Here is a 25,500-nt window from a genome sequence, read left to right on the forward strand (position 1 = left end):
ACGTGCGCATCACAGTTCGATGCGCTTCAGGCGCAGCGCCGACCAGTCGCCGTCGATCGAGATCATCGCCACGCCGGTGATGCCGTTTTCCTTGGCGTAAGCGTTGATCGAATCGCGGTTGATGTCGGTCGCCTTGGAGGCGGTCTGCTTCAGGTAAGCGATCCACAGCGACCCTTTCTCGCCCAGTTTTTCCTTGGCCACCGGCAGGTATTGCTCGAGATCCTTGCGATGCATGCAGAACATCAGGATCGCGTCGAACGGGCCGTCGCCGTCCTTCACCAGCTCGGCCGGCATCTGGGCCGCGACATTCGGATTGGCTTGCCCGTTCAGGATCAGCATCGACTTCGCTGTCCTCAAAAACATCTTGTCTGCAACTGTCTTTTCGTTCATCGGAGTTCCTAAAAGAGAGTGCGCAGCGCGGCGCGTGGCCGCGGCGCGTTCAAATTTATTTTACAAGGCTTCCCCGGATCGGCAGGGCACGTTGGCGCGCGGCATCATGGAACGGCAATGACGCGGCGCGTCCGTGCGCCGGGGCGGAATATGTGGAACAGGTAAGGATGGGCTGCCGGATCGCAAGAGCATGCGCCGGCGAAAAGGCAGAGCGATCGGGCGTTATTTGAGCAGCCCGGCCAGTTCGACCGCCGTCTTGACCTGCATCTTGTCGAAGATATGCGCCCGATGCACCTCGACCGTGCGCATGCTGATACCGAGCTTGTCGGCCACGACCTTGTTCATCATGCCGGCCAGGATCAGGTCCAGCACTTCGCGCTCGCGCGCCGACAGCGTGGCCAGGCGCGCCTGCACGCCGGCCGAGGCGGCCGCCTTGCGCGACGCCGCCAGCGCTTCTTCGACCCGGTCCATCAAGACATTGTCGTTGAACGGTTTCTCGAAGAAATCGAACGCGCCGCGCTTGAGCGAATCGACCGCCATCGGCACGTCGCCGTGGCCGGTCAGGAAGATCACGGGCAGGCCCGGCAGCAGGCCGCGCTGGACCAGGCCATCGAACACGGCGATGCCGTTCATGCCCGGCATGCGCACGTCGAGCAGCACGCAGTCGCCGTTTTCGTCGGGCGTGCCGACCGCATCCAGGAATTCCTGGCCGCCGGCATAGCCGCGCGCAGCCAGGCCGCGCGATTGCGCCAGCCAGGCGAGCGAATCCCGAATGACGTCTTCGTCGTCGACGATGTGCAGCATGCGTGTCTCCGTAGGGAGCGGGATGGGCAAGGTGCGCGCTCCCGCTTCGTTGTTGCTGGTGGTGATGAACGGCGCGTTCCGGATACGAAACGCGCCAGAGGACGGATTTTAGCCCAGCGCCCGGCTCGCCGCTTGGGCCGGCAGCGAAAAGGTGAACACGGTGCCGCCGGACGGGTGCGGCGCGTGGGTCAGCGTGCCGCCATGGAACTCGATCGCGGTGCGGCAGATCGACAGTCCCATGCCCATGCCTTCGGCCTTGGTCGAGTAGAACGGCGAGAACAGGCGTTCGGCCACTTCGGGCGAAATGCCGTGGCCGCGGTCGATCACCGACACCGTCACCTGGCCGTCCTCGTGGTCGGCCTCGATGCGCAGCACGCGCTGCTCGGGCCGGGTATCCTGCATCGCCTCGATCGCGTTGCGGGTCAGGTTCAAGAGCACCTGCTCCAGCAGCAGGCGGTCGGCCAGCACCGGCGGCAGGCCGGGCGGAATGTGCACGCGCAGGGCGACGCCGGCTTGGCGCGTCTGCAGTTCCACCAGCGCACGCACGCCGTCGATCACGGTGCGGATCGGAACTTCCTGGCGCACCGGTTCGCGCTTCTTGACGAACTCGTGCACGCTGCGGATGATCTGGCCGGCCCGCTGGGCCTGCTGGCGCGCCTGTTCCAGCGGATGGCGCAGCATGCCCGGTTTCAATTCCTCGCCGCTGCTCGCAGCCCGTTCCAGCAGGTTCAGGGCGCCCGCCGTGTAGCTCGAGATCGCCGCCAGCGGCTGGTTCAGCTCGTGCGCCAGCATCGACGACAGCTCGCCCATGGTGGCCAGGCGCGCGCTGGCCTGCAGCTTTTCTTCCTGCTGGCGATTGAGTTCCTCGACCCGCTTGCGGTCGGTGATGTCGAGCACCGAACTCATCCAGCCGGTATGGCGTCCGTTGCGCTCGACCAGCGGCGCCTCGAACACCAGCACCGGCACCCGGGTGCCGTCCGAACGTTGGAACACGGTCTCGAACTGCGGCGTGACCTTGCCCGACAAAATGCCCTGGAACCGTTCCTCGTACTCGGCGGTCGCTTCCGGCGCCCAATAGGCCATCGGCGGCTTCTTGCCGATCAGCTCTTCCGCCGGCAAGCCGACGATCTGGCAGAAGGCGCGGTTGACGTAGGTGACGCGGCCCTCCAGGTCGCGCGCGCGCAGCCCGGTCAGCAAGGAATTTTCCATCGCCGTGCGAAACGCCATCTGCTGGCGCAGCGCCCGTTCTGCGGCCAGGGTGCGCGAGATGTGGCGCCACAGCGCGGCCAGGCTCAGCAGCAGGCCGAGCGCCAGCATGATCACCGAACCGACCAGCAGGTTCGGCAGCAGGCGCGGGGCGCCTTTCACGCTGTCGGTGGCCAGCACCAGCTGGGCGCCGGGCAGGTCGAGCTCGCGCTGGTGGGTGTACACCCCGCGCCCCGGGCCGCCCGAGGCGCGCCGCGCCACCGTCAGCTCGTTGCGGTCGAGCAGGGACAGCGCATTGTCCTGGGCGAACCACCAGGGCACGGTTTCGTCGAGCAGCACCTGCAGGCTGTAGGTCGCCACCAGGCTGCCCATGAACTGGCCGTTGCGAAACAAGGGCAAATAGAAATCGATCAGGCCGTGGGTGGAGGGCGTGGCGCCGTACGGCTCGCTGTAGCGGCCGCGCCGCATCGAGCGCGCCATTTCGCCGGCCTGCAGGGTGGTGTCGGGCAGGCCGGCAGCCGGCAGGTCGCTGCCGTGCGTGTCCAGCACGGCGCCGTCGGCATCGCTCCAGATCACGCGCACCAGTTCCGGGCCGTTCTTGAACATCTGCGTGAAGCGCGCCTGCAGCTTGGCCTGCGCCATCGGCGCCACCACCAGGTCGGCGCCCAGCGCGGACAAGGCTTCCTCGCTGCGCGCCAGTTCGAAGCGCAGGGTCTGCTCGACCCACAGCGTATCGGCGATCAACTGTTCCTGGCGCTCGGTGCTTTCCATCTGGCGCGCCTGCCATGGCAGCCAGATCAGCACTGCCAGGAACAGCAGCACCAGCAGCATCGGCACCAGCCAGCGCATGAAGCGCCAGGCGCGGCGCGTACTTCTGCGCTGTTCCGGCAGGCTTGGGTCGATGGGAATTGTCATGCTGGGTCCTGGTTTGGTTAAACTGTCGGGCTGTTGTGGAAGTCCACGATGGCCGCGCGGGGCGTGGCGGCGCATAGTGTTGCCTGCTTTTAGCCCAGCCCTCCAGCATAGCAATGTCTGATCAGGAAGAACCAACCGTCATGCAGATTTCCGTCCTGGCCGCCCGCGTCCTGTTGTCCGTATGCGCTGTCCTCGCTGCCCTGGCCGCCGCGCCCGCCTGGGCGCAAGGTCCGATCGTCATCAAGTTCAGCCACGTGACGGCGCCCGACACGCCCAAGGGCATGGCCGCCGAACGCTTCAAGGAACTGGCCGAGCGCATGACGAATGGCCAGGTGCGGGTCGAAGTCTATCCCAACAGCCAGCTGTACAAGGACCGCGAGGAACTCGAAGCTTTGCAACTGGGCGCGGTGCAGATGCTGGCGCCGTCGCTGGCCAAGTTCTCGCCGCTCGGCGTGAAGGAATTCGAAGCGTTCGACCTGCCCTATATTTTCCCGGACAAGGCGGCGCTGTACAAGGTGACGGAAGGCCGCATCGGCGCCGACCTGCTGCGCAAACTCGAGCCGAAGGGCATCACCGGCCTGGCCTTCTGGGACAACGGCTTCAAGATCATGTCGGCCAATAAACCCCTGCTGGCGCCGCGCGACTTCGGCGGCCTGCGCATGCGGATCCAGGCTTCCAAGGTGCTGGACGCCCAGATGCGTGCGCTGGGCGCGCGTCCGCAGGTGCTGGCATTCTCGGAAGCGGCGCCGGCGCTGCGCGATGGGGTGGTGGAGGGCACCGAGAACACGCCTTCGAACATGTACACCCAGCGCATGCACGAGACCCAGAGCCACCTGACCGTGTCCAACCACGGCTACCTGGGCTATGCGGTGATCGTCAACCGCAAGTTCTGGAACGGCCTGCCGGGCGGGATCCGCGCCACGCTGGCGCGCGCCATGCGCGAAGCGACCGCCTACGAGAAGACCATCGCCCAGCGCGCCAACGACGAAGCGATGGAACAGATCCGCGCCGCCGGCACCACCACCATCCATACCTTGTCGCCGGCCCAGCAGGCCGAATGGCGGCGCGCCATGCTGCCGGTGGTTGGACAAATGGAAAATCGAATCGGCAAGGACACGGTGCGTGCGATCCTGCGCGAAGTGGGGCGCTAAGGTCTGTCGCAGAGGCAAGCCGATGACTATCGACAATGAAGTGTTAATTGCGTTTTCTTTATAAGTAAAATAATTTTATGTGTTTGTGGTCGAAAACATACGTTTTCTCATGGCACTTGCGTTATGATGGGGACTGTTCGCACCGCCATGGTGCGTCCATGAGTACAGAACAAGCAAAAATAGACAAGAACGATTGCATTGCAACGATTTTTGGGGGAGTAACACAAAAGAACGGTAATCCATACCGGAGACATTCGAGGAGACACCACGTTTTATAGAATGCCATCTGAATGGCCGCAAACGTGACCCGAATTGGAGCGCACCAGATGGTGCGCTTTTTTTTCGCCCGCGTGGTCCAAACACTGGTTCCCGGTGTTGTCAGACGTTAAGATGTGCGCTGCGCCGCCGGGATCATCGACTGTCCTGCTCACTGTCCCGGCCACTGCACGGAAAACCACCATGAAGCCCCAGGCCGAGCTCAACCCCGCTATCGACATCTTCAACGCCATCGTGCCCGCCCCGTTTGGCGCGCTGGGCATCCGCACGATCGACGCGCAGGTGCGCGAGCTGGTCTACCTGCCGCCCGCGTTCGCCGAAAAGGCGCCCGATAACGCGATTGCCGAGCTGGCCGCGCGCCAGGTCGCGCGGTATCTGGTCGATGCCGACTTCGCGTTCGACCTGCCGCTGCAGCCGGTCGGCACCGCCTTCCAGCGCAAGGTGTGGGAGCGCATCAATGCGATTCCGCGCGGCAGCGTGCGCACTTACGGCCAGCTGGCCGGGCTGCTCGAATCGCATCCGCGCGCGGTGGGCCAGGCCTGCGGCGCCAACTGGTTCCCCCTGATCGTTCCCTGCCACCGGGTCACGGCGGCGGGCGGCCTGGGCGGCTTCTCGAACCACGACGACGAGCACGGTTTCCACCTGTCGGTAAAGCGCTGGCTGCTGCGTCACGAAGGCGCCACCGCGCATGCAATGAGCCCATGGCAGCAACAGGCAATCTGGCCCTGATCGACGAATTCTGCGACACCCTCTGGCTGGAACAGGGGCTTGCGAAGAATTCCCTGGACGCCTACCGGCGCGACCTGCGCCTGTTCGCCGGCTGGCTGGAGGCGAAGCGTCCCGCCTGCGCCGGCCTGTTGGCGGCGGGACCGCACGATCTGGCCGCCTACTTCGCCGAACGCCATCCCGAATCGCGCCCGAGCACGGCGAATCGCCGGCTGTCGGTGTTCAAGCGCTTCTATGGCCTGGCCTTGCGCCGCGGCCAGATCGCGGAAGACCCGTGCCTGAACATGCCGTCGGCGCGCCAGCCGCTGCGCCTGGTCAGCACCCTGACCGAGGGCCAGGTCGAGGCCTTGCTGGCCGCACCCGATGTCTCCACACCGCTCGGCTTGCGCGAGCGCACCATGCTGGAACTGATGTATGCCAGTGGCTTGCGGGTGTCGGAACTGGTGGCCCTGAAACTGGTCGAAGTCAGCCTGAATGACGGCGTGCTGCGCATCACCGGCAAGGGCAGCAAGACGCGCCTGGTGCCGTTCGGCATGGAAGCGCGGCGCTGGCTGGAACGCTACCTGGCGGACGCGCGCGGCATCATCCTCAACGGCCAGGTCGACGACGCCCTGTTCGTCACCGGCCGCGGCGGACCGATGACGCGCCAGATGTTCTGGATCCTGGTCAAGAAACATGCGCAGAAGGCGGGGATTCAGGGACCGCTGTCGCCGCACACGCTGCGCCATGCGTTTGCCACCCACCTGCTCAACCACGGCGCCGACCTGCGCGTGGTGCAATTGTTGTTGGGCCACTCCGACATTTCGACCACGCAGATCTATACCCATGTTGCGCGCGAGCGTCTGAAGCACCTGCACGCCCAGCACCACCCCCGGGGTTAGGGCAAGCCACGCGCGCCGCGCTGGTCCATAATGGCCGTGGAAAAAAGCGGCGTCCTCCCGACCAACCACAGCGAGGTGACTATGGCACGGAATAATTTCCAGTATGAAAAGCGGCAGCGGGAACTCGAGAAGAAACGCAAGGCCGAGGAGAAGGCCAGGCGCAAGCTCGACGCCAGGAACGCGCCGCCGGCGGCCGACGGTGCCGAGGCGGTGGATGCGGCGGAGGCAGAGGCAACTGCGGAGCAAGCCGAGCCCGGCGCCGCCGACCCACAGCGCGAAGCCGGCACGGCGGCGCGTCCCAGCATCGCCTGATCGAACTAACGGCGTCTTCGACGGTCTGAACAATCTGAGCACTCTTCATTTCAGATCGAAAGGCCTGCCGTGAGCGAAGAGACGCCGGATATATCCGATCCGCCCGGACGCGGGCCCGCGGCCTTTGGCTGGCTGCACCATTTCGTCACCGCGCTCGAACTCGCGCCGGCGGTGGCGGTGCACTCGATGGACCGCGCCGGCGTCATCCGCTTCTGGAACCACGCCAGCGAACAGTTGTACGGCATTCCGGCGGCGACCGCGGTCGGCCAGCCCTACCGCCAGCTGGTGCAGCACATCGAGCGCCAGGACGAGTTCGAAGCGGCGATCGCCAACATCTGGAACACCGGCCTGGCGCCGCCGGCACTCGACTGGCAGGTGCAGTCCAGCGCCGGCCGCCGCCACTGGGTGTATTCCTGCCACTATCCGATCAAGCACGACGGCGTGATGCAGGAAGTGTTCTGCATGGAAGTCGACATCACCGCGCGCAAGGAAGCCGAGAGCAACCTGCAGCAGGCGGCCCAGGTGTTCCAGAACGCGCGCGACGCCATCATCATGATGGATGCCGAATACCGCGTGCGCGCCGTCAACGGCGCCTTCACCGGCATCACCGGCCATACGCCCGAGCAGATCGTCGGCCGGCCGCTGGCGAGCCTGGGCTGGGACGCCGACGACGGCTTCTACGAGCGCATCTGGGCCGAGCTGGACGGCAAGGACCACTGGGAAGGCGAGCTGGCCGGCGTGCGGCGCGACGGCCAGCGCTATCCGGTGCGCATCGCCCTGACCGCGATCCGCGACCCGCACGGCGACGTCAGCAGCTATATGGCGATGCTGTCCGACATCAGCGAGCGCAAGCGCGCCGAAGCGCAGGTGCGCCACCAGGCCGAGCACGACGCCCTGACCGGACTGCCCAACCGCATCCTGTTCCTCGACCGCCTGCACCAGGCGCTGGCCACCTGGCGCCGCCAGCACGAGCAGTTCGCCGTCATGTTCCTCGACCTGGACAAATTCAAGGCGGTCAACGACACCCACGGCCACCAGGCCGGCGACATCGTGCTGCGCGAAGTGGCGGGCCGCCTGCGCGGCTGCGTGCGCGCGGTGGACACCATCAGCCGCCTGGGCGGCGACGAATTCGTGGTGCTGCTGGCCGATATCAAGGGCGCCGACCAGGCCGCCCACGTGGCCAGCGCCGTGACCCAGGCGGTGGCGCGCCCGGTCGACATCGGCGGCCAGGCCTTGACGCTGTCGACCTCGATCGGCATCGCGCTGTGCCCGGACGACGGCGATGAGGTCGAAACCCTGCTGCACCATGCCGACCTGGCCATGTATCACGCCAAGCAGGAGGGGCGCGACACCTTCCGCTTTTTCAGCCCGGCGATGAACGCGCACGTGGTCGAGCGCGTGGAACTGGAAAACCGCCTGCGCCAGGCGCTCGACGGCGGCGAGTTCGTGCTCGAATACCAGCCCGAGATCGAGGTGGCGAGCGGGCGCGTCACCGCGGTCGAGGCGCTGCTGCGTTGGCGCCATCCCGAGCGCGGCCTGCTGCTGCCGCACGATTTCTTGCCGGCAGCCGAAGCATCGGGCCTGATCGTGCCGATCGGCGAATGGGTGCTGCGCGAAGCCTGCCGCCAGGCGCGCGCCTGGCAGGATGCCGGCCATCCGGTCGCGGTGGCGGTAAACCTGTCCGACGCCCAGCTGGCGCACGACGGCTTGTTGCCGGCGGTCGACGCCGCGCTGGCCACGGCCAGCCTGGCGCCCCAATCGCTCGACCTGGAAATTCCGGAGGATGCACTGATCCGCAGCGAAGCGGCGTTTGCCGCCACAGCGCAGGCGCTACGGGCGCGCGGCGTGCAATTGAGCGTGGACCGCTTCGGCACCGGCCTGTCGAGCCTGGAAGCATTGCGGCGCTTCCCGCTCACCAAGCTCAAGATCGACCGCAGCTACGTGGGCGACACCGGCCACGACCCGGTCGACGCCGCCATGGTGCCGGCCATCATTGCGGTGGCGCGCAGCCTGCGGTTGCGGGTGGTGGGGGAGGGCGTGGAAACGCCGGACCAGCTCGATTTCCTGCGGCGCCATGGCTGCGACGATTACCAGGGCTTCCTGGCCAGTGCCGCCAGTGCCGAGCCGGACCTGGCGCCGCATCCGGGGTAAGTGGGTGTAGGGTGGACGGCTATGCCGTCCACGCGTCGACCGTTGGCCGTGAAATCATCCGGCGCGATACCGGAAACGATAACAATTGCTGCAATGGTAGGGTTGGCGGCTACGCCGCCGACGCGGTGATCGTTGGCCGCAATATCATCCGGTACGACATTGGCACCGATAACAATCGACGCGTCGGCGGCATAGCCGCCAACCCTACGTGTCCTAGTACCAGATTATCCCAGCGCCGCGTCCAGCTCGCCACCCTGCTGGAACAACCTGATCCGCGCCAGCACCTGCCCGTGGTCCGACGCCTCGGGCAGACCCAGGTTCAGGTGGTCGTTCAGGTACACCACATCCACCACTTCCCCGATCGCCTGCGGCAGCGCGGCATTGAATTCGGGCGACACCAGGATGTGGTCGATGGTCGAGTGGCGCGTGTCGTGCAAAATCGAGAAGCCGACGTGGCGCTGGTGGTCGAGCCGGCGCTGCACCTGCACCGCGTCGTACAGGCGTTCGCCTGGCGGCGTGCCTTCGCCCAGCACGATCTCGGTGGTGACCGAATCTGCGACGTCGTTGAAGTCGCCCAGCACGATGCGCGGGCGGCGGTTGGCGTGGCCCATCTCGGTGAGCAGCACGCGCAGCGCGGTGGCCTCGGTGCCGCGCCGCACCAGCGAGCGCAGGCAGGCCAGCGCATACAGGTGCGGATCGGCGCCGCTGTCGCTGGAACGGTAGTCGGGCCGGCGCGACTTGAGGTGCACCACCACCACGTCGATCGTCACGCCGGGCGCCGCGATCACGCCCGCGTGCAGCGGCGCGCGCGTGAAGCGGTCCGGGTCGCGGCTGCCGGGCGGCATCGCCACGTTGGACGGGAACATGCCCAGCGCCGAGCCCGGCTCGGCCAGCGGCAGGCGCGACACCAGCGCCACGCTCGGCGTCAGGCGCGCGGCCAGCGGATCGGGATCGAAGCCGACGTGGTGGGCGTCGCGGTAGCGGCGGGTACGGCGCAGCACTTCGCGCAGCACGCTCTGCGAAAAGATTTCCTGGAAGCCGATCACGTCGGCATTGATCAGGTCGAGCTGGTGCGCTGTCCAGTCGAGCTTGGCCTCGTATTCCTCGGGCGTGGTGGGCGCGAGGTTGTCATACAGGCGGACGCCGGGCGGGGCCAGGTTGAAAGTGTTGAAGGTGGCAAACCGTATTTCTTCCTGCATAATAGAAACCCCTGTTATTCAGAGTTAGCGTACCACGCATGGCAAAGAAAGAGCACGTGTCAGAGACACCGGCGACGCAGTTCCTGCGCAGGCACGGCGTCGCGTTTTCCGAGCATCCTTATGACTACGAAGAGCACGGCGGCACCGCGGTGTCGTCGCAGGCGCTCGGCGTGCCCGAACACGACGTGGTCAAGACCCTGGTGATGCAGGACGAAGCGGCGCGTCCGCTGATCGTGCTGATGCACGGCGACTGCAAGGTCTCGACCAAGAACCTGGCGCGCGCTATCCCCTGCAAATCGGTCGAGCCGTGTAAACCTGAGGTGGCGCAGCGCCATTCGGGTTACCTGGTGGGCGGCACTTCGCCGTTCGGCATCCGCAAGGCGATGCCGGTGTACGTCGAAGAAAGCATCCTGGCGTTGGAGAAGATCTACATCAACGGCGGCCGGCGCGGCTACCTGATCGGGATCGATCCGCGCGTGCTGGTCGAGGTGCTGAAGGCGCGGCCCGTGCAATGCGCGCTGGCCGAGTAGCTTTCGCCGCCCGCTCCCGATGGTGTATATTCACGCACCAATTTCCGGTAAGTACCTGATTGCACACGTAAGCAGCTTGCATAGCAACGCGCAAAAGCGCGCTCCGGATCACACGAGAGAGACCCGATGAATACCCTGATTGCCACCATTGCCGCCTACCTGCTCGGCTCGATTTCCTTCGCGATCGTGATGAGCCGCGCGTTCGGCCTGAACGATCCGCGCACCTACGGTTCCAAGAATCCCGGCGCCACCAACGTGCTGCGCAGCGGCAGCAAGAAGGCGGCGATCGCGACCCTGATCGGCGATGCCGCCAAGGGCTGGCTGGCGGTGTGGCTGGCGGTGCGCTTCGGCGCGCAGTACGGCATCGACGACGACGGCGTGGCGCTGGTCGCGATCGCGGTCTTCCTCGGCCACCTGTGGCCGGTGTTCTTCCGCTTCGTCGGCGGCAAGGGCGTGGCCACCGCGCTCGGCGTGCTGCTGGGCATCAACGTCTGGCTCGGCCTGGCGACCCTGGCCACCTGGCTGATCATCGCCTACGCCTTCCGCTATTCCTCGCTGGCGGCGCTGATCGCGTCGATCTTCGCGCCGCTGTACTATGGCCTGCTGTTCGGCGCCGACAGCATCCTGTTCGCCGTCATCGTGATGAGCGCGCTGCTGATCTGGCGCCACAGCAGCAATATCGGCAACCTGATCGCCGGCAAGGAATCGAAGATCGGCAGCAAGTCGGCGGGCGCCAAAAAAGCCAAATAACGCCAGCTCATCCCGCACTTTCCACAGCCGCCCGGCCGCCAACCGCCGGGCGCGCGCTGAAAATCCCGTCACGCGTTACCATAGCTCTTGAATGCGGCGCAGCGTGCGCCGCGCAAGACAGAAAGGTGGTGCGCTGTGAGCAAGCAACTCAGGATCGATTTCGTGTCGGACGTCTCGTGCCCGTGGTGCGCGATCGGCTTGAAATCGCTGGAACAAGCCCTGCTGAAGGTGGGCGAAGAGGTCAAGGTCGACCTGCATTTCCAGCCCTTCGAACTCAATCCCGACATGGGGCCGGACGGCCAGGACATCGTCGAGCACGTGACCCAGAAATATGGCGCCACCGCCGAGCAGCAGGCCGCCAGCCGCGAAACCATCCGCGCGCGCGGCGCCGCGGTCGGCTTCACTTTCGACATGGAGCGGCGCGGCCGCATCTACAACACCTTCGATGCGCACCGCCTGCTATCGTGGGCCGAGGAAGAAGGCAGCCAGCGCCAGCTCAAGCAAGCCCTGCTCGAAGCCTATTTCACCCGCTGCGAAGACCCGAGCAACCACGACGTGCTGCTGCGCACGGTGGAAAGCGTCGGCCTGGACCGCGAAGTCGCCGAACGCATCCTGAAGTCGGACGAGTACGCTGACGAAGTGCGCCAGCGCGAGCAGTTCTTCCTGCGCGCCGGCATCAAGTCGGTGCCGGCGGTGATCATCAACCAGAAGCACCTGATCTCGGGCGGCCAGCCGCCGGAGATCTTCGAGCGTGCGCTGCGCGAGATTCCGGCCTACGAGGCGCCGGCGGCTGCGGCGTCTTAAATCAGTTCCAGCACCAGCGGCTGGTGGTCCGAGGCGGCCGTCTCGGACTGCACGTCGATCGCCTTCAGCCGCGGCGCCAGGTCGTCGGTGACGAAGAAGTAGTCGTAGCACTCGGGCCGCTCCGGCCACGGGAAGCCGTGCAGCCCGGTGGTCGGCGCGCGCACCGCGTCGCCGTGCAGCACGCGCCAGGCGTCCACCAGCGGCAGCGCGCCGTGCTCGGGCGCCGCCAGCAGCGCCGCGTAGTCATCGGCGTCGGGCGCCAGATTGAAATCGCCGCACAGGATCGCCGAGCCGGGCCGGAAGCCCAGCTGGAACGGCGCATCCAGGCTCGGATCGGGCTGGAACAGGCGCGCCCGCGCGCAGGCTTCGGCGTGCAGTTCGCGGATGCGCGCCACCTGCGCCATGCGCTGCGGCGGCGAATAATATTCCAGGTGTGTGGTCAGCAGGCGCAGCTTGCCGGCCGGGGCGTCGACCACGGTTTCCAGCAGGCCGCGCGGCATGCCGGCCGGATGCGCCGGATCGGCCGGCCACGGCAGCAGGTGGCGGTGCACCTGCGAAATACGGTACTTCGACAGGATCAGGTTGCCAAACAGGCGCGGGACATTGTTCTTGTAGATTTCGCTCGGCGCATGCTCCATCGCATGGTAGCCGCCGAAGGCGCCGGCAAGTTGCTTGAACTGGTTGGCGCTGGCGCTGCCCTCGAGCTCGGGATGGTTGGCAGCCACTTCTTGCAGGCAGATTACATCGGGATTCAGGCGCCGCAACACGTCGATGATCGCATGGATCCGTATTCGTCCGTCCTTGCCGCAACCCCAACGAATATTCCAGCTTACAACGCGCATTGTTCACCTCCGTAAATCTTGACCATGGGATATTGCCACCGTTTGGCAAGGGACGGTCACACGGTAGGATCGGTGTCAGACTGGCAAGTTCAATGCCGAAGCCACTGAAAAGAGGGGGCGCCACTCGCCGAAATCGACAGCGCCGCGCCCGCTATTGCGGTGTCATGCGGATGACATTCAGGCGGCTTCGAGCTCGTCGAGCGGCCAGCGCGGCCGCACGTTGAAAGCGTAATCACGCTGCGCCAGATCGGGATTGCGCTCCAGCCGCATGGCGCCGGCGAAGGCGATCATGGCGCCGTTGTCGGTGCAGAATTCCAGCTCCGGATAATAGACTTTGAATTTGCGCTTGACGGCCGCCGCATCGAGCGCCGCGCGCAGCTGGCGGTTGGCGCCGACGCCGCCCGCGATCACCAGGCGCTTCAGGCCGGTGTGCTTGAGCGCATTGACGCACTTGGCCACCAGCACGTCGACGATCGCATCGACGAAGCCGCGCGCGATATTCGCCTTGTCCTGCTCGCAGATGTTCGCCACTACCTTTTCTTCGTGGTTCTTCACCACGGTCAGCACCGCAGTCTTCAAACCCGAGAAGCTGAAGTTGAAGTCCTTCGAGTGCAGCATCGGCCGCGGCAGCGTGTAGGCGCTCGGGTCGCCGAACTCGGCCAGGCGCGAAATCGCCGGCCCGCCCGGGTAACCCAGTCCCAGCAGCTTGGCCGACTTGTCGAAGGCTTCGCCGGCGGCGTCATCGAGCGTCTCGCCCAGCAGCGTGTAGCGGCCGACGCCGTCCACGCGCATCAGCTGGGTGTGGCCGCCCGACACCAGCAGCGCCAGGAACGGAAATTCGGGACGCTCCGAGGCCAGCAGGGGCGACAGCAGGTGGCCTTCGAGGTGGTGCACGCCCAGCACCGGTTTATCGAGCGCCAGCCCCAGGCTGCAGGCGACCGAGGAGCCGACCAGCAGCGCGCCGGCCAGGCCGGGACCTTGGGTATAGGCGATGGCGTCGATATTCGAGGCCGGAATCGCGGCGCGGTTCAGCACCTCGTCCAGCAGCGGAATGGCGCGCCGGATATGGTCGCGCGAAGCAAGTTCCGGCACCACGCCGCCATACTCTTCATGCATGGCCACCTGCGAGTGCAGGGCATGGGACAGCAGGCCACGCTCGGTGTCATACAGAGCAAAGCCGGTTTCATCGCAGGAGGATTCGACGCCGAGAACGATCATGGGGGATTACCGAGGAAGAGAGCGGAACCGGAGATTTTACCCCGGGAACGAGCGTTCCCGGGAGAGCGCTGCGTTTTTACGGACGTTGCAGCAATTCTTGATGCGCGCTGCGCAACATTGCCGCGGTTTCTTCCCAGCCGATGCAGCCATCGGTCACCGAGCAACCGTATTTCAGCTGCGACAGATCCGCAGGAATCGACTGAGCACCGCTGACGATGTTCGATTCGATCATCACGCCCACCAGCGAGCGGTTGCCGTGGCGGATCTGCTGGATCACGTCCGACATCACCAGAGGCTGCAGTTCCGGCTTTTTATAGCTGTTGGCGTGCGAGCAATCGACCACCAGGTTGGCCGGCAATTTCGCCTTTTCCAGCGCCTGCTCGGCAATGGTGACCGACACCGAATCGTAGTTCGGCCGGCCGCCGCCACCGCGCAGCACCACGTGGCCGTAGGCATTGCCGCTGGTACGCACGATCGCCACCGAGCCCTGGTCGTTGATGCCGAGGAAGGCGTGCGGGCTGGACGAGGACAGCACCGCGTTCACCGCGATGCTGACGTCGCCGTCGGTGCCGTTCTTGAAGCCGACCGGGGTCGACAGGCCGGACGACATCTCGCGGTGGGTCTGCGATTCGGTGGTGCGGGCGCCGATCGCAGTCCAGGCGATCAGGTCGCCCAGGTATTGTGGCGAGATCGGGTCCAATGCCTCGGTCGCGGTCGGCAAACCCAGCTCGCACACGTCGAGCAGGAAGCGGCGCGCGCGTTCCATGCCGACGTCGACGCGGAACGAATCGTCCATGAACGGATCGTTGATATAACCCTTCCAGCCGGTGGTGGTGCGCGGCTTCTCGAAATACACGCGCATCACCAGCACCATGGTGTCCTTGACTTCTTCCTGCAGCGCCTTCAGGCGCCGCGCATAGTCGAGGCCGGCTTCGGGATCGTGGATCGAGCAGGGACCGACCACGACGAACAGGCGCTTGTCCTTGCGGTCGAGGATGTTGCGCAGGGTGGCGCGGCCGGCCATCACGGTGGCGAAGGCGGCGTCGCTCAGCGGCAGGGTGGCGTGCAGCTCGACCGGCGTAGGCATGCGGGCGAACGAGCTGACGTTGGTGTTTTCGATATCGGGCGTGCTGATCATGATGCTGTCTTGGAGTCTCTTGGTGGATTGACCAGTGTAGACGGAAATTGCTGCACGTGCACAGATCCTTGAGGAGCCAGTCGGTCTGAGAGCAGGCGGATTTTTAGCACATCAATTTCCTGGCCGCAACTAGCATGCAATTCAGATGTTTAGTACGCTTTGGTGTGGAACAATCTTGAGTTGACTAGGATTTACATTACTTCATGAAATTCAGACGCCCTCAAGCTCTTCAGCGACACGCTGTTGCAACACCATTACCGTCGCCCTATGCGAGGATACTGAATGGAACAGTATTTCTTTCTATACTTACGTGGGCAGCGTATCTAGTAGGCGTTGTGTACCACCAAACTCTTCTTGACGACCTCGGCATCGATTCAGATATCTACCCGCAGGATGCAGCTCGATATTTCATTTTTGCCTTTTATGCCTTCTTCTCATCATTTATTTCGCTTCTGTCTCCAATGCTCTCGGACTTCACCGTTGCTGGTGTGATCTTGCTTGCATGGATATTGATAATGGTGGTCGTGTTGCTGATGGTGATGCTGGAAGAACGTTTGTGGGTGAAGCGGATCCAGGCTCAAGTCAAGAACGCTCGTCGACTTAGGCAGATCTCGTTCAGCATTGCCCTTCCGATTTTCGGCTCACTGATAACTTTTTATACGCCAATTTTGATCGCGTTTTTTCTCATCTTGCCAGTAGCGGTAGGACAAGGAGCGGGAAAGCGGGATGCTAAAAATTATTTAAAGCGCATCGAAAAAGGATGTGAGGTCGTTTCAAAACAAAGATTTTTTTGTGCCGAAATTATGGAAGATGGGAAGCCTATTGCGTTCGGGCTCGTCATCGCGGCAACGGATAAGCACGTTGCCATCGTTGAACAGAATAGAAGCAGGTCGATCCCTTTGGAGGGTAAGGAGTTGGTAAGGCGGCGTCACGAAACAGTGCCTTAGTTCGTTAGCTAACATGGCAGCCGTATCATCGCAGTATCCGTGTATCCTTTTGCCATGACTATCGATATCCAAACAGATCAAACGCGCTTTGTAGCCGCACCCTTCATCAAGGAAATCGGCCGCGGCGTCAAAGGGGCGCGCAGCATGTCGCGCATTGATGCCCGCAATCTCTATGAGGCCATGCTGCAGGGCCGGGTCTCGGACCTGGAACTGGGCGCGATCCTGCTCGCGATGCGCATCAAGGGCGAAGCCGTGGACGAGCTGGCCGGCTTCATGGACGCTGCCGAAGCTTCATTCGCGCCGCTGCCTGGTCCGCCGGGCGAATTCGCTCCGGTCTTGATCCCGACCTACAACGGCGCACGCAAGCTGGCCAACCTGACCCCGCTGCTGGCCTTGCTGCTGGCGCGTGAAGGCGTGCCGGTGCTGGTGCATGGCGTGCGCAACGATCCTGGCCGCGTCACCACTGCCGAGATCCTGGCCGAGCTCGGCTTGGCCGAAGCCGGTTCCAGTGCCGATATCGTGGACGCTTTCGCCGCGCAGCGCCCGGCCTTCGTCCCGATCGAGCGCCTGGCGCCGCAGCTGGCGCACATGCTGTCGCTGCGCCGCGTGCTGGGCGTGCGCAACTCGACCCACACCCTGGTCAAGATCCTGCAGCCATTCGACGGCCCGGCGCTGCGCCTGGTGTCGTACACCCACCCCGAGTAGCTGGAAACGCTGGGCGCTTATTTCGTGGAAGCAGCCAACGAAAAACGCGGCGACGCCTTCCTGATGCGCGGCACCGAGGGCGAAACCGTGGCCCATCCGCACCGCGCCCAGCGCATCGACTGGTTCCATGAAGGCCAGCAGACGCTGCTGGTCGAGCGCGACGCGCCGACCGACCTGCAATCCGACGTACCGGATGGACGCGACGCGGCCACCACCGCAGCGTGGATCGGCGCCGCGCTGCGCGGTGAAGTGCCGGTGCCGGCCTCGATTGCGACCCAGGTGGCGCACTGCGTGCAAGTGGCGCGCGCGCTGCGCCAGCGGCAGCCGCTGCCGGCCTGAGTTGCAGCCAGGGCGCAATTGAGCTGCTGACTGCGACCCGCCCGCCGGATTACAATGGCGGGTTTGGGCAAGCGCGCGAGCGCCAGGAAGACGGCAGCATGGCAAAACAATATGATGTGGCGGTAATCGGCGCGGGCGCGGCCGGCATGATGTGCGCGGCCGTGGCGGCGCAGGGCGGCAAGCGCGTGGTGCTGCTCGACCATGCAACGAAATTGGCCGAGAAGATCCGCATCTCGGGCGGCGGGCGCTGCAACTTCACCAACATCAACGCTGCCCCACAGAACTTCCTGTCGCAGAACCCGCACTTCTGCAAGAGCGCGCTGTCGCGCTACACGGCGCAGGACTTCCTGGGCCTGGTCAAGAAATACCGCATCGCCCATCATGAAAAGCACAAGGGGCAATTGTTCTGCGATGACTCGAGCGAGCAGATCATCACCATGCTGCGCGCGGAATGCGAGCTGGGCGGCGTGAAATGGTGGATGCCGTGCAAGGTCGGCGGCGTGCGCAAGAGCGATACCGGCTTCGTGGTCGAGACCGACCATGGCGAGATTGACGTTGCCAATGTCGTGGTCGCCACCGGCGGCCTGTCGATCCCGAAGATCGGCGCGACCGACCTCGGCTACCGCATTGCCAGCGGCTTCGGCCTCAAGATCATCGAGACCCGTCCCGGCCTGGTGCCGCTGACCTTCGACGGTCCCAGCTGGCAGCCGTTCGTGCCGCTGGCCGGCATCGCTTTGGAGGTGGAAGTGAGCACCGGCAGCGGCAAAGGCAAGGGTTCAGTGCGTGGTCATTTCCGCGAAGACTTGCTGTTCACCCACCGCGGCCTGTCCGGTCCGGCGATCCTGCAGATTTCCAGCTACTGGCAGCCGGGTACGCCGATCATGATCGACCTGCTGCCCGAAATGGACGTGGCCGAAACCCTGATCGGCCTGAAGAAGAGCGAAAAGAAACAGCTGGGCAATGTGCTGGCGCAATGGCTGCCGGCGCGCCTGGCCGAGGGCTTGCTGACGGCAAATGGTTTCGAGCCGGATGCGCGTCTGGCCGACATGGCCGACGCCAAACTGCGCAAGCTGGGCGACGCCATCAACCGCTGGGCCATCGTCCCAACCGGCTCGGAAGGGTATAAAAAGGCCGAGGTCACGCTGGGCGGCGTCGACACGCGCGAGCTGTCGCAGCAGACCATGATGGCGAATAAAGTGCCAGGTTTATATTTCGTCGGCGAGACGGTCGACGTCACCGGCTGGCTGGGCGGCTACAACTTCCAGTGGGCCTGGGCCTCGGGCGTGGCGGCCGGCCTGGCGCTGGCGGCAACGTGAGAATTGCCGATGTGGCAAATGGATCACATCTTGATAAAAGCTTCCACTGGGCTTGAAATGCTGCTAGAATTTCGTTCTTCCCTAAATCCAACGGTTTGAATTTTTTACATGACCACTATCCGCCTTAAAGAAAACGAGCCGTTTGAAGTCGCAATGCGTCGCTTCAAGCGCACCATCGAAAAGACCGGTCTGCTGACGGAACTGCGCGCTCGCGAGTTCTACGAAAAGCCAACCGCTGAGCGCAAGCGCAAGCTGGCCGCTGCAGTGAAGCGCCACTACAAGCGCATCCGCAGCCAGCAACTGCCGAAGAAACTGTACTAAGACAGTCCAGCCGGCCAAGACCCGGTGACGGCATTGCCTGTCCCGGCGAGTCGCTGACGTCCGCAAGCCCGCTCCGGTATCGCCGCAGCGGGTTTTGTCGTTTGGCTGCAACTTATTGCGTGCATTCTATTGCATGCATTTCAGTATGATTTTGCAGCCCCATTCATCTAATACGGAGATCCCATGAGCTTGAAAGAACAACTGACCGACGACATGAAAGCGGCAATGCGCGCCAAGGAAAGCGGCCGCCTGGCAGCGGTGCGCCTGATCATTGCCGAAGTCAAGCGCAAGGAACTCGACGAACAGACCGAGCTGAACGACACCCAGGTGCTGGCCGTGATCGAAAAGATGATCAAGCAGCGCAAGGATTCGATCACCCAGTTCGAAGCCGGCGGCCGTGCCGACCTGGCCGAGATCGAGAAAGCCGAACTGGCGATCCTGTCGACCTACATGCCGGCCGGCCTGTCGGACGAGGAAATCGCCGCCGAAGTCGCTGCTGCGGTCGCCGCCACCGGCGCCGCCGGTCCGGGCGACATGGGCAAGCTGATGGGCGTGCTCAAGCCGAAGCTGGCAGGCCGTGCCGACATGACCTTGGTGTCCGCGCTGGTCAAGAAAGCGCTGGCCGGCGCGTAAGATGCGTTGCTCGGCGAGCAGCGTTAGCAATATTATTCGTCAGCTCTGAAACCGTCGTCCCCGCGCAGGCGGGGACCCAAGTTTCGTCACTCAACCATTATGTTCGCGTTTAGTGGCGCGCAAACAAACTTGGGTTCCCGCCTCCGCGGGAACGACGTTGATTTGAGTTAGATGGTGAGCCGGCCTCGGCGATTTCTCCAACGCCAACTAAACAACACCGACAGCCACCACCACCTACAGCGGACCCATCCTCGTTCGCAACTTGTTGCACATCAACTTGCAGCGAGCCCTGCGGTATAGTCTGAACCCGGACAAACACTGAGTAACGCCAAAGTGATCCCGCAAACATTCATCACCGATTTGCTTAACCGTGTCGACATCGTCGACATCGTCGGCCGCTACGTCCAGCTGAAAAAGGGCGGGGCCAACTTCATGGGCCTGTGCCCGTTCCACAACGAAAAGTCGCCCAGCTTCACGGTCAGCCCGACCAAGCAGTTCTATCACTGCTTCGGCTGCGGCGCCCACGGCACCGCGATCGGCTTCCTGATCGAGTACTCGGGCATGGGCTTCGTCGACGCGGTCAAGGACCTGGCCCAGAACGTCGGCATGATCGTGCCGGACAACGACGACAAGATCCCGCCGGCCCAGCGCGCCGCCCAGCAGGCGCAATCGCTGGCGTTGACCGACGCCCTGACGCAAGCCTGCAACTTCTACCGTGCCCAGCTGCGTGACGCCCCCAACGCCATCGGCTACCTCAAGAAACGCGGCCTGACCGGCGAAGTGGCCGCCCGCTTCGCCATGGGCTACGCGCCTTCCGGCTGGGACAGCCTGCGCAGCGTGTTCCCCGATTACGACGCCCACGTGCTGGTCGAGTCCGGCCTGGTGATCGACAAGGTCGACGAAGAGGGCAACCGTCACAAGCGCTATGACCGCTTCCGCGAGCGCGTGATGTTCCCGATCCGTAACACCAAGGGCCAGGTGATCGGCTTCGGCGGCCGGGTGATGGATGGCGGCGAGCCGAAATACCTGAACTCGCCCGAAACGCCGCTGTTCCAGAAAGGCCTGGAACTGTACGGCCTGTTCGAGGCGCGCCAAGCGATCCGCGACGCTGGCTACGTGCTGGTGACCGAAGGCTATATGGACGTGGTCGCGCTGGCCCAGCTCGGCTTCCCGCAAGCGGTCGCCACGCTCGGCACCGCCTGCACCAGTACCCACGTGCAAAAGCTGCTGCGCCAGACCGACACCGTGATCTTCAGCTTCGACGGCGACCGCGCCGGGCGCAAGGCCGCACGCCGCGCGCTCGAGGCCTGCCTGCCGCAGGTGGGCGACGACAAGACCATCAAGTTCCTGTTCCTGCCGCAGGAGCACGACCCGGACAGCTTCGTGCGCGAACGCGGCGCCGAAGCCTTCGAGCAAGAGATCGCCGACGCCATGCCGCTGTCGCAATTCCTGCTGCGCGAAGTGACCCAGGAACATGACCTCGATTCACCGGAAGGCCGCGCCCACGCCCAGTTCGAAGCCCGGCCGCTGCTGCAGGCAATGTCGCCGACCAGCCTGCGCCTGCAGATCGTGCGCGGCCTGGCCAGCATGACCCAGTCGACTCCGGCCGAGATCGAAAGCCTGTTCGAATTGTCCAAGCCGGTGGCCGCCGTAAAACGCGCGCCGCCGCGCCAGGGCCGGCCGCAGCCGGTCGGCCTGGAACTGAAGATGCTGCGCATCCTGGTGGCCCATCCGCACCTGGCGCTGGCGCTCGACGAACAGGCGCTGGCGGCGTTCGACCATTTCGGCGAAGAATCGAGCGAGCGCTTGCGCCATCTGGTCGAAACGGCACAGGCGCTGGGCGAAGCCGGCACCTTTGCGGCGTTGTCGCAACAGTTGCGCGAGGTGACGACCGAGTACGACGACATGATCGCCGAGATCGCCGCGGAACCGGAAAACGATGCCGATTCCGACCGCATTGTGCTGCTCAGTGCGGTACGTCAAATCAAGATGGACTCGTTAAAACAAGAACTTAACCAGTTGTTTTCTGCGGGACTGACCCCAGATCAGGTAAGCACCCGCTACCGCGAGATCGTCGCTGAGCAGGACCTCCTGGCCCGCGAGGCTGCCGCAGAGATGACACCCCGATGATCGCCTTCAAAACCGGTCTCATCCGCCATGGATGGGCAGGCGTCCGCAACTGGAAAAAAAAGGGGTGCGTGCTATAATAAAACGCTAACTATTGCAACTGTTGAAACCATTTTTGGTTCAATTGCATGCGTCGTGTTTCAGTTAGCGGGGCCATAGATTTGTGCCTGCAGGAGATGTAAGGTAACAAAACTTTATCTTTAACCATCGTAAAGTTCGTCGTTGTGACATCGAAAGCGCCTGTGCCAACCAAGAAACCCGAAACCAAAGTGGCTGTAAAAACCACGAGAGCGTCCGCCGCCGCCAAGGTGGATAAATCGCAAGACAAGGCCGAGGTTCGTACGGCGAACCCAGCGCCTGTCAGCCAGACGACCGATGCAGCCGCACTGGCTGCGATCGACACGTCCGGCTATGTCCTGCCGACCGTCAAGGTACCGGGACGCCGTGGCCGCAAGCCCAAAGAATTCACCCCCGAGAACGATGAGATCGCCGCACTGAACGCGGTCGAGCGCGCCGAACTGAAGGCTGCGGACAAGGCCAAGGCCAAGGACCGCAAGGCCAAGGAAAAGGCGCTGCTCAAGGACGCGTTCTCGTCCGATACCGAGGCCAGCGAAGAAGAACTCGAGCTGCGCCGCAACAAGCTCAAGGCCCTGATCAAGTCGGGCAAGGAGCGCGGCTTCCTCACGTACTCCGAGATCAACGACCACCTGCCTGAGAACATTGTCGATCCGGAAGCGATCGAAGGCATCATCGGCACCTTCAACGACATGGGCATCGCCGTGTACGAACACGCGCCCGATGCCGAGACGCTGCTGCTGTCCGACAGTGTTCCGAACGCTACCAGCGACGACGAAGCCGAGGCTGCCGCCGAAGCGGCGCTGTCGACGGTCGACTCCGATTTCGGCCGCACCACCGATCCGGTGCGCATGTACATGCGCGAGATGGGTTCCGTAGAACTGCTGACGCGCGAAGGCGAGATCGAGATCGCCAAGCGCATCGAAGACGGCCTGCGCGACATGATCCAGGCCATTTCCGCCTGCCCGGTCACCATCGCCGAGATCATCGACGCCGCCGCCAGGATCGAGCGCGACGAGATCAAGATCGACGAAATCGTCGACGGCATGGTCGATCCGGAAGAGGACGAGCAGACCTCGCCGACCGCGGTCGCCCCGACCACCACCGATTCCGACGACGAAGAGGATGACGAGGCCGAGGAAGAAGAGGAAGAAGAGGAAGAAGAAGCCTCGAGCAGCTCCGGCGCCGCCGGCTACTCGGCCGAGCAACTCGAAGCCCTCAAGCAATCGGCCCTCGGCAAGTTCGGCGAGATTTCTCAGCAGTTCGAGAAGATGCGCAAGGCGTTCGAAAAGGACGGTTACAACAGCAAGGCCTACGTCAAGGCGCAGGAATCGATCTCGAACGAGCTGCTGGGCATCCGCTTCACGGCGAAAGTGGTCGAGAAGCTGTGCGATACGCTGCGCGGCCAGGTCGACGAAGTGCGCCACATCGAGAAGCAGATTCTCGACGTTGCGGTGAACCGCTGCGGCATGCCGCGCGCCCACTTCATCAAGGTGTTCCCGGGCAATGAGACGAACCTGGAATGGGTCGACGGCGAAGTCAACGCCGGCCACGCCTACAGCGCCATCCTGGGCCGCAACATCCCGACGATCAAGGAACTGCAGCAACGCCTGATCGACCTGCAAGCGCGCGTGGTGCTGCCATTGCCTGACCTGCGCAACATCAACCGCCAGATGGCGGCCGGTGAAATGAAGGCGCGCAAGGCCAAGCGCGAGATGACCGAGGCCAACCTGCGTCTGGTGATCTCGATCGCCAAGAAGTACACCAACCGCGGCCTGCAGTTCCTGGACCTGATCCAGGAAGGCAATATCGGCCTGATGAAGGCGGTGGACAAGTTCGAATACCGTCGCGGTTATAAATTCTCGACGTACGCCACGTGGTGGATCCGCCAGGCGATCACCCGTTCGATCGCGGACCAGGCGCGCACGATCCGTATTCCGGTGCACATGATCGAAACGATCAACAAGATGAACCGGATCTCGCGCCAGATCCTGCAAGAGACCGGCGCCGAACCGGATCCGGCGACGCTCGCCATCAAGATGGAAATGCCGGAAGATAAGATTCGCAAGATCATGAAAATCGCCAAAGAGCCGATTTCCATGGAAACGCCGATCGGTGACGACGACGATTCGCATCTGGGCGATTTTATCGAGGACAACAACACGCTGGCGCCGTCGGACGCCGCGCTGCACGCCTCGATGCGCGGCGTGGTGAAGGACGTGCTCGACTCGCTGACCCCGCGCGAAGCCAAGGTGCTGCGCATGCGCTTCGGCATCGAGATGTCGACCGACCACACGCTGGAAGAGGTCGGCAAGCAGTTCGACGTGACGCGCGAGCGGATTCGCCAGATCGAGGCCAAGGCGCTGCGTAAACTGCGTCACCCGTCGCGTTCGGACAAGCTGAAGAGCTTCCTCGAGGGCAGCAGCTGATTGTCGGTCCACGCTTGACGGACCTGTAGTAAAAGCAATATGCTCTCGCCACTTCGCTCGTCCGGCAGCATGCCGGTGAGCCGGTGGCGAGTTCATTTTCCACCGTTCCAGTTTCTGGGCCTCTAGCTCATGCTTGGTTAGAGCAGCGGACTCATAATCCGTTGGTGCCGTGTTCGACTCACGGGAGGCCTACCATTAAAAACAAAGGCTTACGCGAATTTCCGCGTAAGCCTTTTTTGTTTCTGGTCCATTTCTGATTTAGTACCATAGCTCGGTCATATACGGCCAGCAAGCAATTGAGCGATCACGTTGTCCTGGTCTGAATTACATTAATCGGCCTCCACGACGGCCGCAGCGATTCAAACCGAAGGCAACGGTATTGAGCTTGGTCTTGAGCAGTACAAGAGGATGGCCGAGCTACTTCAACAATCGTAGTCATCCAGGCTTTTCCCGGTCTGACCATCCATGCCGAAGTAACAGGAGTGGCCATATGCCTTTGTCCACGTACAAGTAAGGTCGCTTCGACGTCTTTCCCGGTAGTCAGGACTAGGCTTGCATTCGACTTTTGAATCCCGACCAATGTGGTCAAACAGTTCTTTCGCGAGCGGCCCTGTCAGCATGAAAGACACTTTGCGGTCGTTCGATGTCGGCGGGGTGGAATCGCCAGAGCTTCCACCGTACACGTAATAGTCGCCCATCAGCGGCTTTGCCATATATCGCCGGTTCTCCTTCGTTCCCTCAGCGGCCTGAGCTGGCAATAAAATGATTGCTCCGACGATAAGAATCAAGCGGGGGGGCATAGGTTCTCCCTGATCGCAATATGCAGGTGATCGTCATGCTTCTTCCAAGACTTTACGCGTGGCCCGCATGCCTTCTGCACCTCTGGATCATTGAAGAGGATGGTTCGCGTCATGGGGTGCTTTAAGAATATTCGGACTAATTTGATCGTCGCGGCTTGGTCATAGATCGAGGTGTCACGGTAAGAGCACCCTGCGGTTGGACCGACTACCTTGTCTTTTCGAACTGGTCGGATATCCATTTCGATACCGCTCATATGTGTACCGTGGTCGTATTTCGAACCATCAGAGACGCTAATATTTCCGATGCCAAATTTCCTGTGATCGACGGCCTGCCACTCCCGCTCGACCCAGAAGATCACCGACAACATATTGGCGTGCGCGTACTGCGCCAGGTGGCCGGTGCCGGCAACACCTCTTACATTGCCATAAACATAGTAGCCCGCTTGCTCGGGCGCCTGAGGCAGCATAAACCACCCCTTCTCGCCCCTCGGCTGAATTGGCACGACCATGGTCGG

The 25,500-nt window shown here is 63.5% G+C and carries 23 protein-coding genes, 1 tRNA gene and 1 pseudogene; 16 read left to right on the plus strand and 9 right to left on the minus strand.

Annotated elements, in window-relative coordinates; genetic code table 11:
* Positions 1-9 precede the first annotated feature (9 nt).
* The 3 genes from QPK27_RS00095 to QPK27_RS00105 all read right to left on the minus strand — a co-directional run bounded on the left by QPK27_RS00095 (position 10) and on the right by QPK27_RS00105 (position 3,315).
* A complete protein-coding gene (locus tag QPK27_RS00095) occupies positions 10-390 on the minus strand; it encodes a DUF3052 family protein (RefSeq protein ID WP_290416164.1) in 381 nt (126 codons plus the stop codon).
* A 222-nt stretch (positions 391-612) separates the two neighbouring features.
* On the minus strand, positions 613-1,194 hold the full coding sequence (locus QPK27_RS00100) for a response regulator transcription factor (protein ID WP_290416165.1): 582 nt from the start codon (positions 1,192-1,194) through the stop codon (positions 613-615).
* 108 nt (positions 1,195-1,302) lie between these two features.
* Positions 1,303-3,315 (minus strand): nitrogen regulation protein NR(II), encoded by a 2,013-nt coding sequence (locus QPK27_RS00105; protein WP_374046988.1) that lies wholly within the window; start codon positions 3,313-3,315, stop codon positions 1,303-1,305.
* A 140-nt stretch (positions 3,316-3,455) separates the two neighbouring features.
* On the opposite strand from QPK27_RS00105, the gene QPK27_RS00110 reads away from it, so the two are divergent.
* From QPK27_RS00110 to QPK27_RS00130, 5 genes are all read left to right on the plus strand, one after another.
* Positions 3,456-4,466, plus strand: a complete 1,011-nt coding sequence (locus QPK27_RS00110; protein WP_290416166.1) for a TRAP transporter substrate-binding protein — start codon at positions 3,456-3,458, stop codon at positions 4,464-4,466.
* A gap of 459 nt (positions 4,467-4,925) precedes the next feature.
* The gene (locus QPK27_RS00115; protein ID WP_290416167.1) at positions 4,926-5,471 is read left to right on the plus strand and encodes a methylated-DNA--[protein]-cysteine S-methyltransferase; all 546 of its coding nucleotides are present in this window, start codon (positions 4,926-4,928) and stop codon (positions 5,469-5,471) included.
* Entirely contained in the window at positions 5,444-6,349 is a 906-nt protein-coding gene (xerD, locus tag QPK27_RS00120) for a site-specific tyrosine recombinase XerD (RefSeq protein WP_290416168.1), read from the plus strand. The genes QPK27_RS00115 and xerD overlap by 28 nt, the downstream gene beginning before the upstream one ends.
* A 30-nt stretch (positions 6,350-6,379) precedes the next feature.
* Positions 6,380-6,661, plus strand: a complete 282-nt coding sequence (locus tag QPK27_RS00125; protein ID WP_308633360.1) for a hypothetical protein — start codon at positions 6,380-6,382, stop codon at positions 6,659-6,661.
* Positions 6,662-6,730: 69 nt separating this feature from the next.
* Entirely contained in the window at positions 6,731-8,812 is a 2,082-nt protein-coding gene (locus tag QPK27_RS00130) for an EAL domain-containing protein (protein WP_290416169.1), read from the plus strand.
* Between the two features lie 224 nt (positions 8,813-9,036).
* On the opposite strand, the gene QPK27_RS00135 is transcribed toward QPK27_RS00130, so the two are convergent.
* The gene (locus tag QPK27_RS00135) at positions 9,037-10,011 is read right to left on the minus strand and encodes an endonuclease/exonuclease/phosphatase family protein (protein ID WP_290416170.1); all 975 of its coding nucleotides are present in this window, start codon (positions 10,009-10,011) and stop codon (positions 9,037-9,039) included.
* A gap of 38 nt (positions 10,012-10,049) precedes the next feature.
* On the opposite strand from QPK27_RS00135, the gene ybaK reads away from it, so the two are divergent.
* From ybaK to QPK27_RS00150, 3 genes are all read left to right on the plus strand, one after another.
* Entirely contained in the window at positions 10,050-10,541 is a 492-nt protein-coding gene (ybaK, locus tag QPK27_RS00140) for a Cys-tRNA(Pro) deacylase (RefSeq protein WP_290416171.1), read from the plus strand.
* A 126-nt stretch (positions 10,542-10,667) separates the two neighbouring features.
* Positions 10,668-11,291: a glycerol-3-phosphate 1-O-acyltransferase PlsY gene (gene plsY / locus QPK27_RS00145; RefSeq protein WP_290416172.1), complete on the plus strand. Its 624-nt coding sequence runs from the start codon at positions 10,668-10,670 to the stop codon at positions 11,289-11,291.
* Between the two features lie 135 nt (positions 11,292-11,426).
* Positions 11,427-12,095, plus strand: a complete 669-nt coding sequence (locus QPK27_RS00150) for a DsbA family oxidoreductase (RefSeq protein WP_290416173.1) — start codon at positions 11,427-11,429, stop codon at positions 12,093-12,095.
* Here QPK27_RS00150 and QPK27_RS00155 read toward each other — a convergent pair.
* The 3 genes from QPK27_RS00155 to QPK27_RS00165 all read right to left on the minus strand — a co-directional run bounded on the left by QPK27_RS00155 (position 12,092) and on the right by QPK27_RS00165 (position 15,293).
* Positions 12,092-12,937: an endonuclease/exonuclease/phosphatase family protein gene (locus QPK27_RS00155; protein WP_290416174.1), complete on the minus strand. Its 846-nt coding sequence runs from the start codon at positions 12,935-12,937 to the stop codon at positions 12,092-12,094. The two genes, QPK27_RS00150 and QPK27_RS00155, sit on opposite strands and share 4 nt — an antisense overlap.
* Positions 12,938-13,114: 177 nt before the next feature.
* Positions 13,115-14,155, minus strand: a complete 1,041-nt coding sequence (gene tsaD, locus QPK27_RS00160; protein ID WP_290416175.1) for a tRNA (adenosine(37)-N6)-threonylcarbamoyltransferase complex transferase subunit TsaD — start codon at positions 14,153-14,155, stop codon at positions 13,115-13,117.
* Between the two features lie 76 nt (positions 14,156-14,231).
* Positions 14,232-15,293, minus strand: a complete 1,062-nt coding sequence (locus QPK27_RS00165; RefSeq protein WP_290416176.1) for a 3-deoxy-7-phosphoheptulonate synthase — start codon at positions 15,291-15,293, stop codon at positions 14,232-14,234.
* Positions 15,294-15,496: 203 nt separating this feature from the next.
* On the opposite strand from QPK27_RS00165, the gene QPK27_RS00170 reads away from it, so the two are divergent.
* From QPK27_RS00170 to QPK27_RS00205, 8 genes and pseudogenes are all read left to right on the plus strand, one after another.
* The gene (locus QPK27_RS00170) at positions 15,497-16,240 is read left to right on the plus strand and encodes a hypothetical protein (RefSeq protein WP_290416177.1); all 744 of its coding nucleotides are present in this window, start codon (positions 15,497-15,499) and stop codon (positions 16,238-16,240) included.
* A gap of 54 nt (positions 16,241-16,294) precedes the next feature.
* Positions 16,295-17,284 (plus strand): annotated as a pseudogene (gene ybiB / locus QPK27_RS00175) (DNA-binding protein YbiB).
* Positions 17,285-17,382: 98 nt separating this feature from the next.
* Positions 17,383-18,600 carry an NAD(P)/FAD-dependent oxidoreductase gene (locus QPK27_RS00180; protein ID WP_290416178.1) on the plus strand — a complete coding sequence of 406 codons (1,218 nt, stop codon included), beginning with the start codon at positions 17,383-17,385 and terminating at the stop codon, positions 18,598-18,600.
* Between the two features lie 108 nt (positions 18,601-18,708).
* Positions 18,709-18,921, plus strand: coding sequence for a 30S ribosomal protein S21 (rpsU, locus tag QPK27_RS00185; RefSeq protein ID WP_005665410.1), 213 nt, complete (start codon positions 18,709-18,711; stop codon positions 18,919-18,921).
* Positions 18,922-19,104: 183 nt separating this feature from the next.
* The gene (locus tag QPK27_RS00190; RefSeq protein WP_290416179.1) at positions 19,105-19,554 is read left to right on the plus strand and encodes a GatB/YqeY domain-containing protein; all 450 of its coding nucleotides are present in this window, start codon (positions 19,105-19,107) and stop codon (positions 19,552-19,554) included.
* A gap of 333 nt (positions 19,555-19,887) precedes the next feature.
* Entirely contained in the window at positions 19,888-21,684 is a 1,797-nt protein-coding gene (dnaG, locus tag QPK27_RS00195; protein WP_290416180.1) for a DNA primase, read from the plus strand.
* Positions 21,685-21,923: 239 nt separating this feature from the next.
* Positions 21,924-24,185, plus strand: coding sequence for an RNA polymerase sigma factor RpoD (gene rpoD, locus QPK27_RS00200; protein ID WP_290416181.1), 2,262 nt, complete (start codon positions 21,924-21,926; stop codon positions 24,183-24,185).
* Positions 24,186-24,301: 116 nt separating this feature from the next.
* A tRNA-Ile gene (locus QPK27_RS00205) sits at positions 24,302-24,380 on the plus strand.
* Positions 24,381-24,607: 227 nt separating this feature from the next.
* Here QPK27_RS00205 and QPK27_RS00210 read toward each other — a convergent pair.
* Complete coding sequence (locus QPK27_RS00210) at positions 24,608-24,985, minus strand: hypothetical protein (protein WP_290416182.1); 378 nt, start codon at positions 24,983-24,985, stop codon at positions 24,608-24,610.
* A complete protein-coding gene (locus tag QPK27_RS00215) occupies positions 24,970-25,494 on the minus strand; it encodes a hypothetical protein (protein WP_290416183.1) in 525 nt (174 codons plus the stop codon). The genes QPK27_RS00210 and QPK27_RS00215 overlap by 16 nt, the downstream gene beginning before the upstream one ends.
* Positions 25,495-25,500: the final 6 nt, after the last annotated feature.

Source organism: Massilia sp. YIM B02443 (assembly GCF_030411955.1).
Taxonomy (GTDB): domain Bacteria; phylum Pseudomonadota; class Gammaproteobacteria; order Burkholderiales; family Burkholderiaceae_D; genus Telluria.

Bases quoted from the DNA above. Each gene is read 5' to 3' on its own strand.
- QPK27_RS00110 (WP_290416166.1), top strand. From the start codon at position 3,456: ATGCAGATTTCCGTCCTGGCCGCCCGCGTCCTGTTGTCCGTATGCGCT.
- plsY (WP_290416172.1), top strand. From the start codon at position 10,668: ATGAATACCCTGATTGCCACCATTGCCGCCTACCTGCTCGGCTCGATT.
- QPK27_RS00095 (WP_290416164.1), bottom strand. From the start codon at position 390: ATGAACGAAAAGACAGTTGCAGACAAGATGTTTTTGAGGACAGCGAAG.
- QPK27_RS00180 (WP_290416178.1), top strand. From the start codon at position 17,383: ATGGCAAAACAATATGATGTGGCGGTAATCGGCGCGGGCGCGGCCGGC.
- QPK27_RS00125 (WP_308633360.1), top strand. From the start codon at position 6,380: ATGGCCGTGGAAAAAAGCGGCGTCCTCCCGACCAACCACAGCGAGGTG.
- QPK27_RS00210 (WP_290416182.1), bottom strand. From the start codon at position 24,985: ATGCCCCCCCGCTTGATTCTTATCGTCGGAGCAATCATTTTATTGCCA.
- QPK27_RS00155 (WP_290416174.1), bottom strand. From the start codon at position 12,937: ATGCGCGTTGTAAGCTGGAATATTCGTTGGGGTTGCGGCAAGGACGGA.
- QPK27_RS00105 (WP_374046988.1), bottom strand. From the start codon at position 3,315: ATGACAATTCCCATCGACCCAAGCCTGCCGGAACAGCGCAGAAGTACG.
- QPK27_RS00190 (WP_290416179.1), top strand. From the start codon at position 19,105: ATGAGCTTGAAAGAACAACTGACCGACGACATGAAAGCGGCAATGCGC.
- QPK27_RS00165 (WP_290416176.1), bottom strand. From the start codon at position 15,293: ATGATCAGCACGCCCGATATCGAAAACACCAACGTCAGCTCGTTCGCC.
- tsaD (WP_290416175.1), bottom strand. From the start codon at position 14,155: ATGATCGTTCTCGGCGTCGAATCCTCCTGCGATGAAACCGGCTTTGCT.
- QPK27_RS00170 (WP_290416177.1), top strand. From the start codon at position 15,497: ATGAAATTCAGACGCCCTCAAGCTCTTCAGCGACACGCTGTTGCAACA.
- QPK27_RS00215 (WP_290416183.1), bottom strand. From the start codon at position 25,494: ATGGTCGTGCCAATTCAGCCGAGGGGCGAGAAGGGGTGGTTTATGCTG.
- QPK27_RS00100 (WP_290416165.1), bottom strand. From the start codon at position 1,194: ATGCTGCACATCGTCGACGACGAAGACGTCATTCGGGATTCGCTCGCC.
- QPK27_RS00115 (WP_290416167.1), top strand. From the start codon at position 4,926: ATGAAGCCCCAGGCCGAGCTCAACCCCGCTATCGACATCTTCAACGCC.
- QPK27_RS00135 (WP_290416170.1), bottom strand. From the start codon at position 10,011: ATGCAGGAAGAAATACGGTTTGCCACCTTCAACACTTTCAACCTGGCC.
- xerD (WP_290416168.1), top strand. From the start codon at position 5,444: ATGGCAGCAACAGGCAATCTGGCCCTGATCGACGAATTCTGCGACACC.
- rpsU (WP_005665410.1), top strand. From the start codon at position 18,709: ATGACCACTATCCGCCTTAAAGAAAACGAGCCGTTTGAAGTCGCAATG.
- ybaK (WP_290416171.1), top strand. From the start codon at position 10,050: ATGGCAAAGAAAGAGCACGTGTCAGAGACACCGGCGACGCAGTTCCTG.